Annotated in this window: 10 protein-coding genes and 2 pseudogenes; 4 read left to right on the top strand and 8 right to left on the bottom strand. The window is 60.4% G+C overall.

Translation table 11 applies throughout. The annotated features are described in order from the left end of the window. Positions 1 to 3: 3 nt before the first annotated feature. From selO to VNV36_RS25700, 5 genes and pseudogenes are all read right to left on the bottom strand, one after another. Complete coding sequence (gene selO, locus VNV36_RS02400; protein ID WP_325715887.1) at positions 4 to 1,467, bottom strand: protein adenylyltransferase SelO; 1,464 nt, start codon at positions 1,465 to 1,467, stop codon at positions 4 to 6. A gap of 48 nt (positions 1,468 to 1,515) precedes the next feature. Next, entirely contained in the window at positions 1,516 to 4,869 is a 3,354-nt protein-coding gene (gene mscK, locus VNV36_RS02395) for a mechanosensitive channel MscK (protein ID WP_325715885.1), read from the bottom strand. A gap of 34 nt (positions 4,870 to 4,903) precedes the next feature. Continuing rightward, entirely contained in the window at positions 4,904 to 6,646 is a 1,743-nt protein-coding gene (locus tag VNV36_RS02390; protein WP_325715883.1) for a potassium/proton antiporter, read from the bottom strand. A 233-nt stretch (positions 6,647 to 6,879) separates the two neighbouring features. After that, positions 6,880 to 7,479 (bottom strand): annotated as a pseudogene (locus VNV36_RS25705) (methyl-accepting chemotaxis protein); the annotation flags it as partial. A 303-nt stretch (positions 7,480 to 7,782) separates the two neighbouring features. Further along, positions 7,783 to 8,439 (bottom strand): annotated as a pseudogene (locus VNV36_RS25700) (MCP four helix bundle domain-containing protein); the annotation flags it as partial. A 343-nt stretch (positions 8,440 to 8,782) separates the two neighbouring features. Between VNV36_RS25700 and VNV36_RS02380 the strand changes: the two are divergent. Together VNV36_RS02380 and VNV36_RS02375 are read left to right on the top strand one after the other, a co-directional pair. After that, positions 8,783 to 9,013, top strand: a complete 231-nt coding sequence (locus VNV36_RS02380) for a hypothetical protein (protein ID WP_122508526.1) — start codon at positions 8,783 to 8,785, stop codon at positions 9,011 to 9,013. Further along, on the top strand, positions 9,010 to 9,315 hold the full coding sequence (locus VNV36_RS02375; RefSeq protein ID WP_325715876.1) for a cell division protein ZapA: 306 nt from the start codon (positions 9,010 to 9,012) through the stop codon (positions 9,313 to 9,315). The genes VNV36_RS02380 and VNV36_RS02375 overlap by 4 nt, the downstream gene beginning before the upstream one ends. 58 nt (positions 9,316 to 9,373) lie before the next feature. On the opposite strand, the gene VNV36_RS02370 is transcribed toward VNV36_RS02375, so the two are convergent. Continuing rightward, on the bottom strand, positions 9,374 to 9,709 hold the full coding sequence (locus VNV36_RS02370; RefSeq protein WP_325715874.1) for a hypothetical protein: 336 nt from the start codon (positions 9,707 to 9,709) through the stop codon (positions 9,374 to 9,376). A gap of 230 nt (positions 9,710 to 9,939) precedes the next feature. Between VNV36_RS02370 and VNV36_RS02365 the strand changes: the two genes are divergently transcribed. Continuing rightward, complete coding sequence (locus VNV36_RS02365; protein ID WP_325715873.1) at positions 9,940 to 10,077, top strand: hypothetical protein; 138 nt, start codon at positions 9,940 to 9,942, stop codon at positions 10,075 to 10,077. Between the two features lie 52 nt (positions 10,078 to 10,129). Further along, positions 10,130 to 10,732, top strand: a complete 603-nt coding sequence (locus VNV36_RS02360) for a methyl-accepting chemotaxis protein (RefSeq protein ID WP_414705489.1) — start codon at positions 10,130 to 10,132, stop codon at positions 10,730 to 10,732. A 99-nt stretch (positions 10,733 to 10,831) separates the two neighbouring features. On the opposite strand, the gene VNV36_RS02355 is transcribed toward VNV36_RS02360, so the two are convergent. Then, positions 10,832 to 12,634, bottom strand: coding sequence for an acyl-CoA dehydrogenase (locus tag VNV36_RS02355; RefSeq protein WP_325715872.1), 1,803 nt, complete (start codon positions 12,632 to 12,634; stop codon positions 10,832 to 10,834). A 308-nt stretch (positions 12,635 to 12,942) separates the two neighbouring features. Next, entirely contained in the window at positions 12,943 to 16,896 is a 3,954-nt protein-coding gene (gene putA / locus VNV36_RS02350) for a trifunctional transcriptional regulator/proline dehydrogenase/L-glutamate gamma-semialdehyde dehydrogenase (protein ID WP_325715870.1), read from the bottom strand. Positions 16,897 to 17,162: the final 266 nt, after the last annotated feature.

Raw genomic sequence — 17,162 nt, 5'->3', positions numbered from 1 at the left:
GAGTCACGACGAACAACTGATCTCCAAATGCTTGCCCCACTCCGGCGGCCGCTCGGCGTAACCTTCCATCCCGGGCTGCTCGTCGAACGGTTTGCTCAGCACCGCATGCAATCGGCGCACTTGCGAGTAGTCACCTTGCTCTGCGGCATCGATAGCTTTTTGCGCCAGGTAATTGCGCAGGATGTACAGCGGATTGACCGCGTGCATACGTACGCGGCGTTGTTGCTGATCGGCACTGCCATCACGGGCAACCCGGGCAACGTAGCGCTCGGCCCAGGCATCGAAGCCTTTGATATCGACGAAGTCATCGCGCAGGCGGGCAACTGCCTGTTTGGCTGATTCTTCACCGAGTCGGCGGAAGAACAGCGTGTAATCGACGCCGCTGTTCTGCATCAGTTGCAGCAGGTTTTCCAGCAGTTGTTGATCATCGGCCTCGGCGGTGGTGAAGCCGAGGCGGCGGCGCATCAGGTCGAGGTAGTGCGCCTGAAACAGGGGCAGATACAAGCCGAGGGTTTCGCGCAGGGCTTCGACGCTGATGAACGGCGTCAGGGCCTGGGCGAGGGCGCTGAGGTTCCACTGGCCGACCGGCACCTGATTGCTGAACGAGTAGCGGCCCTGATCGTCGGAGTGGTTGCAGATGAAGTGGGCGTCGAAGTCATCGAGGAAGGCGAACGGGCCGAAGTCGAAAGTGATGCCGAGGATCGACATGTTGTCGGTATTCATCACCCCATGGCAGAAACCGTAGGCCTGCCACTTTGCGATCAGTTCGGCGTTGCGCTCGACGATCTCGCGGAACATCGCCAGATACGGTTCCGGTTGCTCAAGGCATTCGGGAAAGTGCATCGCCAGCACATGCTCACCGAGCTGTTTCTGCTGCTCGGGGCGTTTGGTGTAGTAGAAATATTCGAAATGGCCGAAGCGAATATGGCTCGGCGCCAGCCGCAGCACCATCGCTGCGCGCTCCTGTTTCTCGCGCCAGACCGGGGTGTCCGAGCCGATCACGCAGGCAGCGCGAGAAGCAGGGATGTTCAGCGCATGGAGTGCTTCGGACGCCAGAAACTCGCGAATCGACGAACGCAGCACCGCGCGGCCATCGCCCATGCGCGAAAACGGTGTTTGCCCGGCGCCCTTGAGGTGCAAGTCCCAGTGCTCACCGGCATTGTTGTACACCTCGCCCAGCAGCAAGCCGCGACCGTCGCCCAACTGCGGGGTGTAGCCGCCGAACTGATGTCCGGAATAGACCATTGCCCGGGGTTCGGCATCGGCCCACAGCTTGTGGCCGCTGAACAGTTGCGCGAATTCTTCGGTTTCTGCCGCGGCCGGATCGAGATCAAGCAGGGCCAACGCTTGCTGGCTGGCGACCACCAGACGCGGATTGTCGATCGGCTCGGGCAGTACGTGGGCGGAGAACGCATCGCCAAGACGGGCGAAACGGTTGTCGAAGGTCAGTTCGTCGAGGGCTTTCACGGGCCGGCTCCAGCAGAATGTCCGAGCATTCTGCTGGGATCATGTCCGTTAGTCGAGTTTGGCCGGCGGCGGTTCCTGCGCGGGTTTCTGCCCGTCGACGATCGGCACGATGGTTTTGTTCTCGGGCTCCACGGGCACCATTTTGTATTCCTGTCCGTGAAGGTTTTTCAGGTAGACCTCCATCTGTCGGAACGAGATGTTGATGTGCTGTTTCTTGAACTCGCGGTTGATGAAACGGTTGACCTCATCGAGCACCGGGTTGCGGTCGCCGAGGTCGCGCACATGCATGCGCAGTTCGTGGTCGAGGGTGCTTTCGCCGAAGTTGAGGAAGTACACGTGTGGCTCCGGTTCCTTGAGCACACGCGGGTTCTCGCGGGCGGCCTTGAGCAACAGTTCCTTGACCAGATCCAGATCCGAGCCGTAATCGACGCCGAGCTTCAGCGTGACGCGGGTGATGGTGTCGGTCAGCGACCAGTTGATCAGCTGCCCGGTAATGAACGTTTTGTTCGGGACGATGATGTCCTTGCGGTCGAAGTCGGTGATGGTCGTGGCGCGGATGCGGATCTTGCTCACCGTGCCCGACAGGTTGCCGATGGTGATGGTGTCGCCGATCCGCACCGGGCGCTCGAAGAGGATCATGATGCCGGAGATGAAGTTGGCGAAGATCTCCTGCATCCCGAAGCCGAGGCCCACCGACAGCGCCGCCACCAGCCACTGCAATTTGTCCCAACTCACGCCGAGAGTCGACAGTGTGGTGACGAAGCCGACGCCGGCAATCACGTATGACAGCAGCGTCGTCGTCGCGTAAGCACTGCCCTGGGCCAGATTGAGCTTGGACAGCACGAACACTTCGAGCAGGCCGGGCAAGTTGCGCGCGAGGGCGAAGGTGATGCCGATGATGATCAGTGCGCCGAGCATGTCGCCGATGCTGATCGGCACCATGCTCATGTTGGCGCCGGTGCCGCTGGTGTATTCGTAAAGGGTGATGTTGTCCAGATACGAGAACACCGAAATCAGATCCGACCAGACCCAGTACAGCGCGGCAATGAAGCCGCCGAGCAGGGCCAGACGGATCAGGCGCAGGGATTGTTCGTTGACCTTTTCGATGTCCAGCGTCGGCTCTTCGATCACCGCTTCGCCGTCGCCCGCTTCTTTCGCTGCCTGCCGTTTGGCCAGCGCGCGCTGGTAAGCCAGACGCCGTGCGGCAACGCTCAGGCCACGCACGAAGGTGGCCTCGATCACCAGCCAGAACATCAGCAGGTACAGGGTGTTGATCAAGCGGTCGCTGAGTTTCAGTGCGGTGTAGTAGTAGCCAAAGCACACTGCGACGAACAGGGCGATCGGCAGCAGAGTGAACATCACGCCGACGGCTTTGCGGAACAGCGAGGCATTCTGGTGCGTCGGGCTGCTGATCAGCAGGCGACTGAGCAGCCACGCCATCAAGGCATAGCAAGTCAACACCACTGGCATGCCGAGCACATCGTCGGCCAGCGCCGCCGGTTGCAATTCGGCGACCGCCACGACGGCGACCAGTGCCATGACGACCAACCCGAGTCGGCGCACCCAGCCCTGAAGAAACTCCACTTGGGGTTTTTCCCAACGGAAGTGCAATTCCGCGACACCGCCGGGCGCGAGAATCCGGTAAGCGGTGTAGAACACCAGCCAGGCCTGGCCCATCTGCAACAGCGCTGCGCCCATATTGGCGTTCTGCCCGCGCGCGTCGATCTGCAAGGCCAGCCCGCACAACGCCAGACCCAGCGCCACCGGCATTGCCAGGAGGATATTGATCAGGATCGCCTGCGGCGTGTGCCACTGACTGTCGCGTTTGAAGTGGCCGATGTCCTGGTGAACCTTGTTGAGTCTTCCGTACAGAGCCTTGCGTCGCCACAGCAATGCACCGATCAGCAACGCCAGTGGCAAAAACAGCAGCGGGCGCTGGGTCAGGCCATCGGTCAGTTCGCTCAGGCTCGAAGCCCAGGGCAGGGTGTTGACCTGCCGCTGCAGTCGCTCCGGCACCCCACGCATCCATTCCACGTCCAGTGGCTTGTTGCTGGGGATCCAGAACATTTGTTCGTCGAGGGTCGCGCGCAGGCTTTGCGCGGTGCTCAGCAGTTGTTTCTGGTTGAGCTGCAGCGTGATCGATTCATTGAGCATCGCGCTCAGTTCGCGGTTCAGCCGTTCCAGCAGATCGGCGCGGGTGTTGGCCAGATCCAGCAGACTCTTGCGCAGTTGTGGAGTGACTTGTTCCGGTGGCTGCGTGGCCAGCAAGTTGTCGACATAGGTCGCCGGGTTGCTGAGCAGCTCGCGTTGCTGGCTGACATCGAACTGATACAGGCGAATATCGGCGATCTGGTCGGCAAGGTCGCGATCGACCTTCAAATGGGGGAGAGCCTGTTTCTGTTTGTAGAGAATCTTCGACAGCAGCAGGCTGCCCTTGAGCACGCTGATCTGCTCGTCCAGTGCTGCATCGCTCTGGGTCAACGTGTCGAGTTGCTGTTTGGTCTGCAGGTTCTGCTGGGTGACTTCGTTGAGACGATCGGTGCTCTTGAGCAAATAGTCCGAAAGCTTGAGGTTGGTGGCGCTCTCACTCGCCAACAGGCTGCTGCCGCCGGCCTTTTGCGCTTCGATCGACTGTTGGGTAACGGTTTCCTGCGACTGTGCCAGACGCTTCTGGTTGATCAGGGTCTGCAGTTCCTGAATCTCGCGGTCGAGGCGGTCGGATTTCTCCGAGAGCAAATCGTGCTGGGCATTGCCCAGATCCTGCAACTGACTGTTGCCAGCCAGTTCCTGACGGCGCAGCGGAATCAAAGCATTGAGTGCGGCCAGCTCGGCATTCAGTTGATCACGCTGTTCAGCGGTGACCGTTTTGCCGGTGTCCTTGCCGGACTTGAGAATGGTGTTGATCTGCTGGATGCGCGTCTGGCTCGCGGAAATCTCGGCCTGTGCGCGCTCGGGGCGGGTTTGCGCGGTGATGATCAGGCTGTTGGCGTCGGCCAGGGCTTTTTGCAGATCGCTTTGCTGAGTCGAGCGATCGGTGAGGATCTGCTCCAGTTGCTGGATCGATTCTTTTGGAAAGCGCTGCGCCACCGGCACTGGCGCGGTCGCCTTGAGGCGGCTGAGTTCGCGGGTGTTTTCAATCGTCTGCTTCGGCGCACTGGCCAGCTGACGCTTGAGATCGATCAGCTTCTGCTCGTAATCACGCTGGTTGTTCAGCTGATTGAGGGTGTTCTGCAGGACGGCCTGCAGGGTCTTCTTGTCGGCATCTGGCAGTTTGCTGTCAGCCAGCTTGTCGAGGCTGGCCTGCACGGCGTCGCTGGAGGGTGGTTCGGCAGCGTGCAGCGGGCCGACAGTGAGACTCAGGCCCAGCAGGGCCGCGGCGAAAATGGAGCGCAGGGTAGGCATAGAGACCGGTCAAGCAAGTGAGAGTGGACGCAGTTTAGAGGAAGAGTCCGGGGCCCGGGCGACTTCCTTCGGGGAATCTGACGCCCACTTTGCCGATCTTGTTCCCGTCCATGACCGCGACCGTCCAGTGGGTGTTATTCCACTCTACCTGGTCGCCGACGACAGGTGCACCGCCGACTTTCTGGGCAATGAAAGCGCCCAGCGTCATGTCCGGATCGATGCCTTCGGCCGGCAAGCCATACAGCGCGGCAACCGCTTTAAGCTGGGCGTCTCCCTCGAGCACGAAGTCGCCGAAGAAACGCAGATCTAGGCCGCGTTGCGGCGCCTGGCTGAACAGTTTGCCGAGGGCCGGCAGGTTGTGTTCGTGGCCGATAACACACAACAAATCATCGACTTCCAGCACCGTACTACCCGACGGATGGAGCAGTTGCTGACCACGAAACAGCGCCGCAATGCGCGTGCCTTCGGGCATTTTCAGCTCACGCAGGGGCGACCCGATGCACCACTTCTCCGCGCCGAGCTTGTAAACAAACAGCTCCCACTCGCTGGTCACATGCACTTCCAGCGCCGCCCGGGAAATCGGCGCGGGTTCCGGCGGTACCGTCACTTTAAGCAGCTTGGCTACCCACGGCAGGCTCGTGCCCTGCACCAATAGCGAGACCAGCACGATAAAGAAGGCCAGATTGAAGTACAGCTGCGCTTGCGGCAGACCGGCCATCAGCGGGAATACTGCGAGAATGATCGGTACCGCGCCGCGCAGGCCGACCCAGGAAATGAAGGCTTTTTCCCGACCGTGGAAGGCCTTGAACGGCAGCAGGCCGACCATCACCGACAGCGGCCGCGCGAACAGGATCATCCATAGCGCAAGGCCGAGAGCGGGCAGGGCGATCGGCAGCAGGTCGTGCGGTGTGACCAGCAGGCCCAGCACCAGGAACATGCCGATCTGCGCCAGCCAGGCCATGCCGTCGAGCATGTGCAGAATGCCGTGACGGCTGCGCACCGGGCGGTTGCCGATGACCAGACCGCACAGGTACACGGCGAGGAAACCGCTGCCGTGCAAAGCGTTGGTCAGCGCGAACACCACCAGACCGCCGGCGATGATCAGAATCGGATAGAGCCCGGCGGCGAGATTGATGCGGTTGACCAGTTGCAGCATCACCCAACCGCCGCCCAGACCGATCACACCACCGATGCCGAACTCGCGGATCAGGTGGGTCAGCAGGCTCCAGTGCAGGCCGGTCTGGCCGCTGGCGAGCATGTCGATCAGGGTGACGGTGAGAAACACCGCCATCGGGTCGTTGCTGCCGGATTCGATTTCCAGGCTGGCGCTGACCCGTTCATTGAGACCCTTGCCGCCGAGCAGTGAGAACACCGCAGCGGCGTCGGTCGAACCGACGATCGCGCCGATCAGCAGGCCCTGAATCAGGTTGAGGTCGAACAGCCACGCGGCAGCCATTCCGGTCAGCCCGGTAGTGATCAGCACACCGACCGTGGCCAGCGACAGCGCCGGCCATAACGCCACGCGGAAACTCGACACCCGCGTGCGCAAGCCGCCGTCTAGCAGAATCACTGCCAGTGCCAGGTTGCCGACCAGATAGGCCGTCGGGTAATTATCGAAAATGATCCCGCCACCATCGACCCCGGCAGCCATGCCGACCGCGAGAATGATGACCAGAATCGGAATGCCGAGGCGTGAAGACAGCGAGCTGACGAGAATGCTTGCGCCTACCAGCAACGCGCCGATCAAGAACAGGCTGTTGATGGTCGTCGCATTCAAAGGCAGTACTCCAGAAGCGGAAAGACAGGGCGCAAACTGACCATGCAGTCTGCGTGCCAGCGATTCTAACCTGTTGAAATGTGATGCTGTCAAAAAGCTTTTGCGCTCGGTGATCGTTCCCACGCAGTGGGAACGATCAGATCAAAAGATCGCAGCCTTCGGCAGCTCCTACACAGGCTTGATGTACACCCCTGTAGGAGCTGCCGAAGGCTGCGATCTTTTGCTTTTGAAGATTACAGGCTGAACCGTCCAACCATGTTGTTCAGGTCCAGCGCCAATCGCGACAGCTCGTTGCTCGCCGCGCTGGTCTGGTTCGCCCCGGTCGCCGATTGCACCGACAGATCACGGATGTTGACCAGGTTGCGGTCGACTTCCCGCGCCACCTGCGCCTGCTCTTCGGCAGCGCTGGCGATCACCAGATTGCGCTCGTTGATTTCGACAATGGCGCTATTGATGGTGTCCAGCGACATACCGGCGCCACGGGCGATGTTCAACGTCGACTCGGCGCGCTCGGTGCTGTTGCGCATCGAATCCACGGCATGTTCAGTGCCGCTCTGGATGCTGCCGATCATGCGTTCGATTTCGCTGGTCGATTGCTGGGTGCGATGAGCCAGGGCGCGCACTTCATCTGCCACCACGGCAAAGCCGCGACCGGCTTCACCGGCACGGGCCGCTTCGATCGCTGCGTTCAACGCGAGCAGGTTGGTCTGGTCGGCGAGGCCACGGATCACGTCGAGTACCTTGCCGATATCGCGCGACTCATTGGCCAGATCGCCGATCAAGGACGCGGTGCTCTGCACATCGGCGCTCATTCGTTCGATGGCGCTGACGGTTTCCTGCACCAGATCACGACCGTCGCCAGCCGAAGCGGTGGCGTTTTTCGAAGCTTCGGAAGTGCTGACTGCGTTGCGCGCGACCTCTTCGACGGCGCTGGTCATCTCGTTGACGGCGGTGGCCGCCTGTTCGATTTCGTTGTTTTGTTGGGTCAGGCCGCGAGCGCTTTCGTCGGTGACGCTATTAAGCTCCTCCGCCGCAGACGCAAGCTGCGTGGCCGAACCGGAAATGCGCTGCAGGGTGTCGCGCAGCTTCGATTGCATCTTCGCCATGGCCGCCAGCAGGCGCCCGGCTTCATCGTCGCCATCGACATGGATCGGCTGGGTCAGATTGCCTTCGGCGATGGTTTCTGCGGCTTCCAGTGCTTTGGAAATCGGTTTGGTAATACTCACGGTCAGCAGCCAGGCGAACAGCAGGGTCAAGCCGCTGGCGATCACCAGCAGAGTGACGACCAGATCAAATGACATCGAGTATTGATCCTTGGCGCCCTGATCGGTCTCGGCGATTTGCTGGGTGTTGATCTCCAGCAAGCGCGCGAGGGCGGTGTTCACCGCTTCAGAGTTACTCAGCAAATCGCTGTTGAGCATCTCCCGCAACTCGTCGACCTGATTGTTGCGCGACAGGGTCTTCATACGCTCTTCAAGCTGACGGTACTGCGCCAGCAACTGCACGTATTGATCGTACGCCGCGCGTTCTTCAGGGCCGGAGATCAGCGGCTCGTAGGCACGTTGCGCATCGCTGATCTGGCGGTTGCGCATGTCGAACAGTTCGATGGTTTTCTGCTGCACGTCGGGTTCGCGGTTGATCAGCAAACGATAGGACAGCACGCGCAGACGCAGGGTCAGTTGGGTGAATTCGTCGAGGGCCTTGATCGATGGCACGCTGGCGGTGGCGATGTCTTCGCCGGCCGCACGAATCTTGCTCATCTGGTTGAGGGCAAACACCCCCAGAATCAACATCAGGCCGCCGATCAGGGCGAAACCGGTGAACGCCCGGGGGGCGATATTCATATTGCGAAGGGACATGGGCGGATACCGAAAAGGGCCGCATCCATGCGGGCTGAGACTGCTGTATGGGTGACTTATCGGTCATGCGACTAAAGTCTTGAGGTGGTGTGCGTATTTGTCGCACGCAGGCCTTGGCGACGAAGTGCAGGAACCAGATCGACCATTCACAGTCTTTTAAACTCGCGAGAAGCTTCGCCACCCAGGAAAATCAAGGCCTTGCGCCGGTTTAACCCTGGCATCCGTGGTGACTTTTCTTTATCGTACGCGCCCTTTGAAAAACGCTTGGAAGATCAAAATGTTGGAAGCATCCCTCAGCCAATTGGAACAGCTCGTCAGCGACCTGGTGCAACAGAACCAGACCCTGCTGCAGACCAACCAGACCCTGTCCACGGAACTGGCCCAGGCCAAGGATGAAAACGAAAGCCTGCAACTGAACCTGATGGAGCAGGAAGAGAAGCACGGCGCCACCGCCGCCCGCATCCAGGCGCTGGTCGATCGCGTCAACGCAGGTCCCGTCAGCGCATGAACCACGGCACAGCAGGGGTAAAAGTCATCTCCATTCTCGGCGAGGACTATTCGATCAAGGCTCCGGCGGGGGAAGAACAGACCTTGCTGGACGCTGCCATGATGCTCAAGGCCGCGCTGGAAGACACCAAGCGCAAATACCCGACGCTGATCGGCGATCGCTTGCTGGTGCTGGCGGCGATGAATCTGTGCTCGCAGCAGATCGAAATGAAGAAGCGGCACAAAGAAGAACTCGACCGTTATCAAGAGCAAGTCAGCGCCACGGTCGACGTCATTTCCAAGACCATTGGGCAGCAAGGCTGAGTATTAGAAGCGACGCCTCTAAGACAGAGGCGTCCCTGTTGCAGATGTATACGAATATTCAGGCGGGGGTCCAAGTGGCATATTTGACCCATTGATCTTCTACTTGCTGATACCAAAGAGCGGTTACAACGCTGATGTTCTGACCGATGACCACGTGATCCCCCTTCCTCAAGTAATCACCGCGCTTTTCTATCGATATCGGCTGAGTTGTCGTATAAATCTCGCCGGAGCTCAGGGTAATGAGGGCGTGATACTGACCCTTATCATCCGCGCGGAAGACTTTTTTCACGACAGTATCGCGTTTCTCATCGACCCATACGCCATCATTCAGGTGCGCGTTCAAAATGAAGGTGTCTAGTTGCATTGATCGCGCGGCCTCGTTCTGGTTTTTCATGAAACTCTCCTTGCCGAATAGTAAAGAATCTTGATTCATGCTCGCGACGCAATCGCCGCGTCTTAACCATAACTGCGTGTGCACCTGATGTGACCTGTCATATCTGACAGGTGAAGCATGTTTTTTTGGTGCGATATGCTTAGGAAATTGAGTAAATAAACTAGAAAAGTTGTATACAATCGGCGCGACAGTTGCAGTAGTTGCCTCTCTTATTCCTTGGGGGGGGCTCCATGCAGTGGTGGCGACGCAGTATTCAGTGGCAGTTGAATCTCGGCATGGGCGCGGCCCTGCTGATCAGCATCGTGATCGTGATCGTGGTTGGCATTTATACCCTGGTGGTCAACCGCCTCGCCCAGAGCTATCTGTGAAGCGCTGCAAGCGCGGGAAGTGGTCGGGGGTTCGATCCGACATATCGAAAGCATGTCCGATGAAATTGGTGTGGCGGCAGGGGCGGTCGGTGAGTTGGCGCAGCAAGTGGCCTCGATCGATTCGGTGCTGGCGGTGATTCGTGGCGTTTCCGAACAGACCAATCTGCTTGCACTCAACGCCGCCATCGAAGCCGCCCGTGCCGGCGACATGGGCCGTGGATTCGCGGTGGTTGCCGACGAAGTACGCACTCTGGCATGCAGAACCCAGGCCTCGACCGACGAGATTCAACTGATGATCGGCAGCCTCAAGCAAGGTGCAGAAAATGCTGTGTCTTCGATGCGCACTGGTCAGGCCGCGACGGGTACCGGGGTTGAGTCGAGCCAGCGGACCGGCGCATCACTGACGGCGATCACCGGCCAGGTCGAGCGCATCAGCGACATGAACCTTCAGGTGGCGACGGCGACCGAAGAGCAATCGGCGGTGACCGAAGAGATCAACCGCAACGTGCAGGGGATTTCCGATCTGGCGCGGGCGACGGCTGGGGAGGTTCGTGCGTGTCGTGAGGATTGTCAGATGTTGCAGCGGCTGGCGGATGACCTGGCGCGGCAGATGGGTGGGTTCAAGTTGAGCCGAGAGATGTATCGCCCAGATTGACGCCATCGCGAGCAGGCTCACTCCTACAGGGGTACGCATTCCAAGCTGTAGGAGTGAGCCTGCTCGCGATTGGATTTCACCAGCTAAACGGATTCTTGATCAGAACCACGCCTCCCGCATCCCCAGACACGTATCATCCCGCGCCTGCAGCAAATCCAGCTCATGCTGGCAACCCGGCACTTCCCACGTCAGGAAATACCGCGCCGCCTGCAACTTGCCCTTATAGAAGTCGGCGTCGGCAGCATTGCCCCTGGCCAGTCCTTCCTCGGCGCGAATCGCCTGTTCCAGCCAGCGCCAGCCAATCACCGTGTGACCGAACACTTTCAGGTACAGCGCCGAGTTCGCCAGACTGCTGTTGACCTTGCCCTGGGCCAGATCGGTCAGCAGGCCGATGGTCACGGTTTGCACGCGTGCAACGAGTTTTTCCAGCGGTTCGCGCAGTGCGCTCAGCGAGTCGTACGCAGTGGCACGTTCGGCCGTGGTGGCGATCAATCGAATCAACTGCTTGAGACCGGCGCCACCGTTCTGCGCCAGTTTGCGCCCAAGCAGATCCAGCGACTGGATGCCGTGGGTGCCTTCGTGGATCGGGTTCAGGCGGTTGTCGCGGTAGTACTGCTCAACCGGATATTCACGGGTGTAGCCGTGGCCGCCAAGAATCTGGATCGCCAGTTCGTTGGCCTTCAGGCAGAACTCCGATGGCCAGGATTTGACGATTGGCGTCAGCAGGTCCAACAGCTCATGCGCCTGCTTGCGTTCGGCTTCGGTTTCCAGCGTGGTGGTGTCATCGAACAGCCGCGCGGCATACAGGCCTAGGTCAAATGCACCTTCGACGTAGGATTTCTGCATCAGCAACATACGTCTTACATCCGCGTGCTGAATGATCGCCACCGGCGCCGTGGTCGGGTCCTTGCTGTCTGGCACCCGACCCTGCGGGCGCTCGCGGGCGTACTCCAGTGAATACAGATAACCGGCATAACCGAGCATCACCGCGCCCATGCCGACGCCGATGCGCGCTTCGTTCATCATCTGGAACATGTAGCTCAGGCCATGGTGTGGCTTGCCCACCAGATAGCCGACGCACTCGCCGTTATCGCCGAAGTTCAGCGCCGTGGATGTGGTGCCGCGCCAGCCCATCTTGTGAAACAGCCCGGCGAGCAGCACGTCGTTGCGCTGGCCGAGGCTGCCGTCATCGTTGACCAGAAACTTCGGCACGATAAACAGCGAAATACCTTTCACCCCTGGCGGGGCGTCCGGCAGCTTGGCGAGCACCATGTGCACGATGTTTTCGGACAGTGGGTGATCCCCGCCTGAAATAAAGATCTTGTTGCCCTTGAGGCGATAGGTGCCGTCGGATGCAGGCTCGGCGCGGGTACGAATATCCGACAAGGACGAACCGGCATGGGGCTCGGTCAGGGCCATGGTGCCGAAGAAGCGTCCGTCGATCATGGGTTGCAGGAAGCGCCGTTTCTGCTCCTCGCTGCCGAAGCTCTCGATCAGATTGGCCGCACCCATGGTCAGGAACGGGTAGGACGTCGAAGCCGCGTTGGCTGACTGGAAATGCGCAAAGCAGGCTTGCGACAGCAGGGTCGGCAGTTGCATGCCGCCGGCCTCGAAACTGCGTGCGGCGTTGAGAAAACCGGCTTCGAGAAAGGCATCCACCGCCGGTTTCACTTCGGGAATCAGAATGGCCTGGCCATCTTCATAGCGCGGCTCGTTTTCATCACCCTTGCGGTTGTGCGGGGCGAAGTACTTTTCGGCGATGTTGCGCGCGGTGCCGATGGCGGCGTCGAAGGTCTCGCGATTGTGCTCGGCAAAACGCTCACGCCGGGTCAGGCCCTCGGCATCAAGGACTTCGTACAGCTCGAAAGCCAGATTGCGGGAACTGAGCAGCGTCTCGGACATGGCGGCCTACCTGGAAGTTGGGGTTGGGGCGAGTCTAAGGCGGGGAATAGAGGGTGGATAGGATGATTGATGAGCGTGATGCAGAAGCAAAAGATCGCAGCCTTCGGCAGCTCCTACATTTGGAATACGTTTCCATGTAGGAGCTGCCGAAGGCTGCGATCTTTTGATCTTCTGTGGGAGTGAGCCTGCTCGCGAAGCGGTGGGTCAGGCAACATTCATGTCGTCTGGCACTCCGTCTTCGCGAGCAGGCTCGCTCCCACAGGAGGATGGCGTACCGGGCGGCCATTGCGGCAGCCCGGATATTGGATTTAACCGATCGTCATCAAACTGGCATTACCCCCCGCCGCAGCGGTATTCACGCTCAATGCCCGCTCGATCACCAAGCGCTCCAGGGCAATGTTGGTTTCGCCCTGGGACAGGCCCTGAACCCCAACGATGGCACCGCCACGCTGGGCGATCTGCTGGCAGACGCCGCGCAACTGGTCGGAGTGGCCGTGATGCAAGACAGCATCGAACACCACTTCGTCCTTGTTCCAGTCGGCAACGCGCTTGATCCGCGCCTGGACTTCCTTCGGCAGCCGTGCGAACAGCGCTTTGGTCAGCTCGGATTCCGGCCACACCGCCGAACCGCCTACCGCCAGAACCGCCGCCAGTTGCGTCAGCAGATCGCCTTCGACCTCCGCCAGGCACAGCACGTGCTCGCGCGGCAGGATCGCGTAGCTGTTTTTCTCGCCGGTCGGGCCGGCCAGTACGCGGGTGATACCGCTCTGCGATTGCGCCGCGTATTGCACGCACAGGGTGCTCAGATCCGCGAACTTGTTGTTGTCGGCCCAGGCTTTCAAGGCGTTCAGCGATTGGCTCATGGCCTCGCGCAGACGCACATCCGGCGCAACGGCAGCATCACCGCGAGCGAAGGACTGTTCGATGGCGTCGGCAGGACGCGTCGACAGCAGGCGATACAGATACAGCGGGCCGCCGGCTTTCGGGCCGGTACCCGACAGACCTTCGCCGCCAAACGGCTGCACACCGACCACGGCACCAACGATGTTGCGGTTGACGTAGACGTTACCGGCGTTGACGTTGTCGATCACCTTGGCGATGGTCTCGTCGATGCGCGTGTGCACGCCCAGCGTCAGGCCATAACCGGAGGCGTTGATCTGGCCGATCAGCTGATCCAGCTCTTTGCGCTTGTAACGCACCACGTGCAGTACCGGGCCGAAGATTTCGCGCTGCAGTTCGTCGAAGCTTTCAAGCTCGATCAGGGTCGGCATGACGAAGGTGCCGCGCTTGACCTCTTCGCTGTCGGCAATCGCCACCTGATAGACATTGCGGCCTTTGTCGCGCATGCCCTGGATGTGCTTGTCGATGCCGGCCTTGGCTTCGGCGTCGATCACCGGGCCGATGTCCACGGACAGGCGCTCAGGGTTGCCGAGACGGCTCTCGGCCATGGCCCCCTTGAGCATTTCGATGACACGATCGGCGGAATCTTCCTGCAGGCACAGCACTCGCAGCGCCGAGCAACGCTGACCGGCGCTGTCGAAAGCCGAGGACACCACATCGATAACCACCTGTTCGGTGAGTGCCGAGGAGTCGACGATCATTGCGTTCTGGCCACCGGTTTCGGCGATCAGCGGAATCGGGCGACCCTGGTTGTCGAGGCGCCCGGCGATGTTGCGTTGCAGCAGGCGCGCGACTTCGGTGGAACCGGTGAACATCACGCCTTTGACACGCTCGTCGCCGACCAGACCGGCGCCGACGGTTTCACCGCGACCCGGCAGCAACTGCAGCACGCCTTCCGGGATGCCGGCTTCGAGCATCAGGCGCACGGCCTGAGCGGCGACCAGCGGCGTCTGCTCAGCCGGTTTGGCCAGTACCGGGTTGCCGGCGGCGAGTGCGGCGGCGACTTGACCGCTGAAGATGGCCAGCGGGAAGTTCCACGGGCTGATACATACGACCGGGCCCAGTGGGCGGTGAGCGTCATTGCTGAAATCGTTGCGTGCCTGCACCGCGTAATAACGCAGGAAATCGACCGCTTCGCGCACTTCGGCGATGGCGTTGGCGAAGGTCTTGCCGGCTTCGCGAGCCAACAGGCCCATCAGCGGCTGGATCTCGCCTTCCATCAAGTCAGCGGCACGTTCCAGAATCGCCGCACGTTCCGCCGGTGGCGTGGCCTGCCAGATCGGTGCCGCGTTCAGCGCGCATTGAATGGCGTTGTCGACGTCTTCGACAGTGGCTTCCTGTACGTGGCCGACCACGTCGCGATGATCGGCCGGGTTCAGCACGGCGACCGGCGTTTCGTTGCTGGAAGTGCAACCAAGCATCGGCGCGGCTTTCCAGTCGTTGTGTGCCGTGGCGAGCAGGGCGCAGGACAGCGAAGCCAGGCGATGTTCGTTGGCCATGTCGATGCCGCTGGAGTTGGCGCGCTCGGCACCGTACAGATCACGCGGCAGTGGAATGCGCGGGTGCGGCAGGCCGAAACCGCCTTCCACGGTGGCCATCTGCTCGATCTGCGCAACCGGATCGGCGACCAGTTCCTGAATCGAAATCGACTGATCGGCAATGCGGTTGACGAACGAGGTGTTGGCGCCGTTTTCCAGCAGACGACGCACCAGGTACGCCAGCAGGGTTTCGTGAGTACCGACCGGTGCGTACACGCGGCACGGACGGTTCAGCTTGCCCTCGGATACTTTGCCTACAACTTGTTCATAGAGCGGTTCACCCATGCCGTGCAAGCACTGGAATTCGTACTGGCCCGGGTAATAGTTCTGACCGGCAATGTGGTAGATCGCCGACAGGGTGTGGGCGTTGTGCGTGGCGAACTGCGGGTAGATGACTTCCGGCACCGACAGCAGTTTGCGCGCGCAGGCAATGTAGGAAACGTCGGTGTAAACCTTGCGGGTATAGACCGGATAGCCTTCCAGGCCTTCGACCTGGGCACGCTTGATTTCGCTGTCCCAGTATGCGCCTTTGACCAGACGGATCATCAGACGGTGACGGCTGCGGCGGGCCAGATCGATCACGTAGTCGATCACGTACGGGCAGCGCTTCTGGTAGGCCTGAATGACGAAGCCGATGCCGTTCCAGCCGGTCAGTTGCGGCTCGAAGCACAGACGCTCGAGCAGATCCAGCGACAGCTCGAGGCGGTCGGCTTCTTCGGCGTCGATGTTCAGGCCGATGTCGTATTGCTTGGCCAGCAGGGTCAGCGACAGAAGGCGCGGGTACAGCTCGTCCATCACGCGCTCGTACTGCGCACGGCTGTAACGCGGGTGCAGTGCCGACAGCTTGATGGAAATGCCCGGGCCTTCATAAATCCCACGGCCGTGGGAGGCTTTGCCGATCGAGTGAATCGCCTGTTCGTACGAGGCCAGGTATTTCTGCGCGTCGACTTCGGTGAGTGCCGCTTCACCGAGCATGTCGTAGGAATAGCGGAAGCCCTTGGCTTCGAACTTGCTCGCATTGGCCAGCGCTTCGGCGATGGTTTCGCCGGTGACGAACTGCTCGCCCATCAGGCGCATGGCCATGTCGACGCCCTTGCGGATCATCGGCTCGCCGCTCTTGCCGATGATCCGGCTCAGTGACGAGGTGAGGCCGGCTTCGTTGTGAGTAGCGACCAGTTTGCCGGTCAGCAGCAAGCCCCAGGTGGCGGCGTTGACGAACAGCGACGGGCTGTTGCCCAAATGCGGATGCCAGTTGCCGGTGCTGATCTTGTCGCGGATCAGCGCATCGCGAGTGCCCTTGTCGGGGATACGCAGCAGTGCTTCGGCCAGGCACATCAGCGCTACGCCTTCCTGGGACGACAGGGAAAATTCCTGCAGCAGACCCTGAACGATGCCTGCACGACCGCCGGCACTTTTCTGGTTACGCAATTTTTCCGCGATGGTTGCGGCGAGCTTGTTGGTGGCTTCAGCCATCGGTGCCGGCAGGCGCGCCTGCTCGATCAGCATCGGCACCACCTCCGGCTCAGGGCGGCGATAGGCGGCGGTGATCGAAGCGCGCAGTACCGATTGCGGCAGGATGCTTTCGGCGAATTCGAGGAAGCATTGGTGAGCGTGATCGGTCTGCACTTCGCCAGCGTCATCGGCGTCTTTAGCGGTCGAACCGTTCAACTCGGTCAGGGTTGCACCACCCTCGAGTTTTTCCAGGTAATTGAAAATTGCCTGCTTGATCAGCCAGTGCGGCGTGCGATCAATCGAGGTTGCGGCAGCCTTCAGGCGCTCGCGGGTCGGGTCATCGAGTTTGACCCCAAGGGTGGTGGTAGCCATATTTTTATCCTCATGGTTGCCACAGTTGCGTGGCATCAGCTGGCCGCAAGATTAGCCGTGCACTGAAACAGGTGCAACCGGGTGCAACCCTTTTTTTACCGGAATAATAAGCAGCTCGTCAGGAAATAATTTCTGGTACGAAAGTGCTGCTCCTGCTTGGTGCTTTTACTTCTAGCAAAAGCTTGCGATTGCCACAAAAGGGAGCAAAAAAGGGGTGCTGATCGATTAATCCGACTGGGTGCAACTAATTCTCGCGAAACTGGTTG

The sequence above is a fragment of the Pseudomonas sp. genome (assembly GCF_035554175.1).
Taxonomy (GTDB): Bacteria; Pseudomonadota; Gammaproteobacteria; order Pseudomonadales; family Pseudomonadaceae; genus Aquipseudomonas.
The sequence above is the reverse complement of the archived record's forward strand: the minus strand, read 5'-3'. Positions and strand labels throughout refer to the sequence as shown.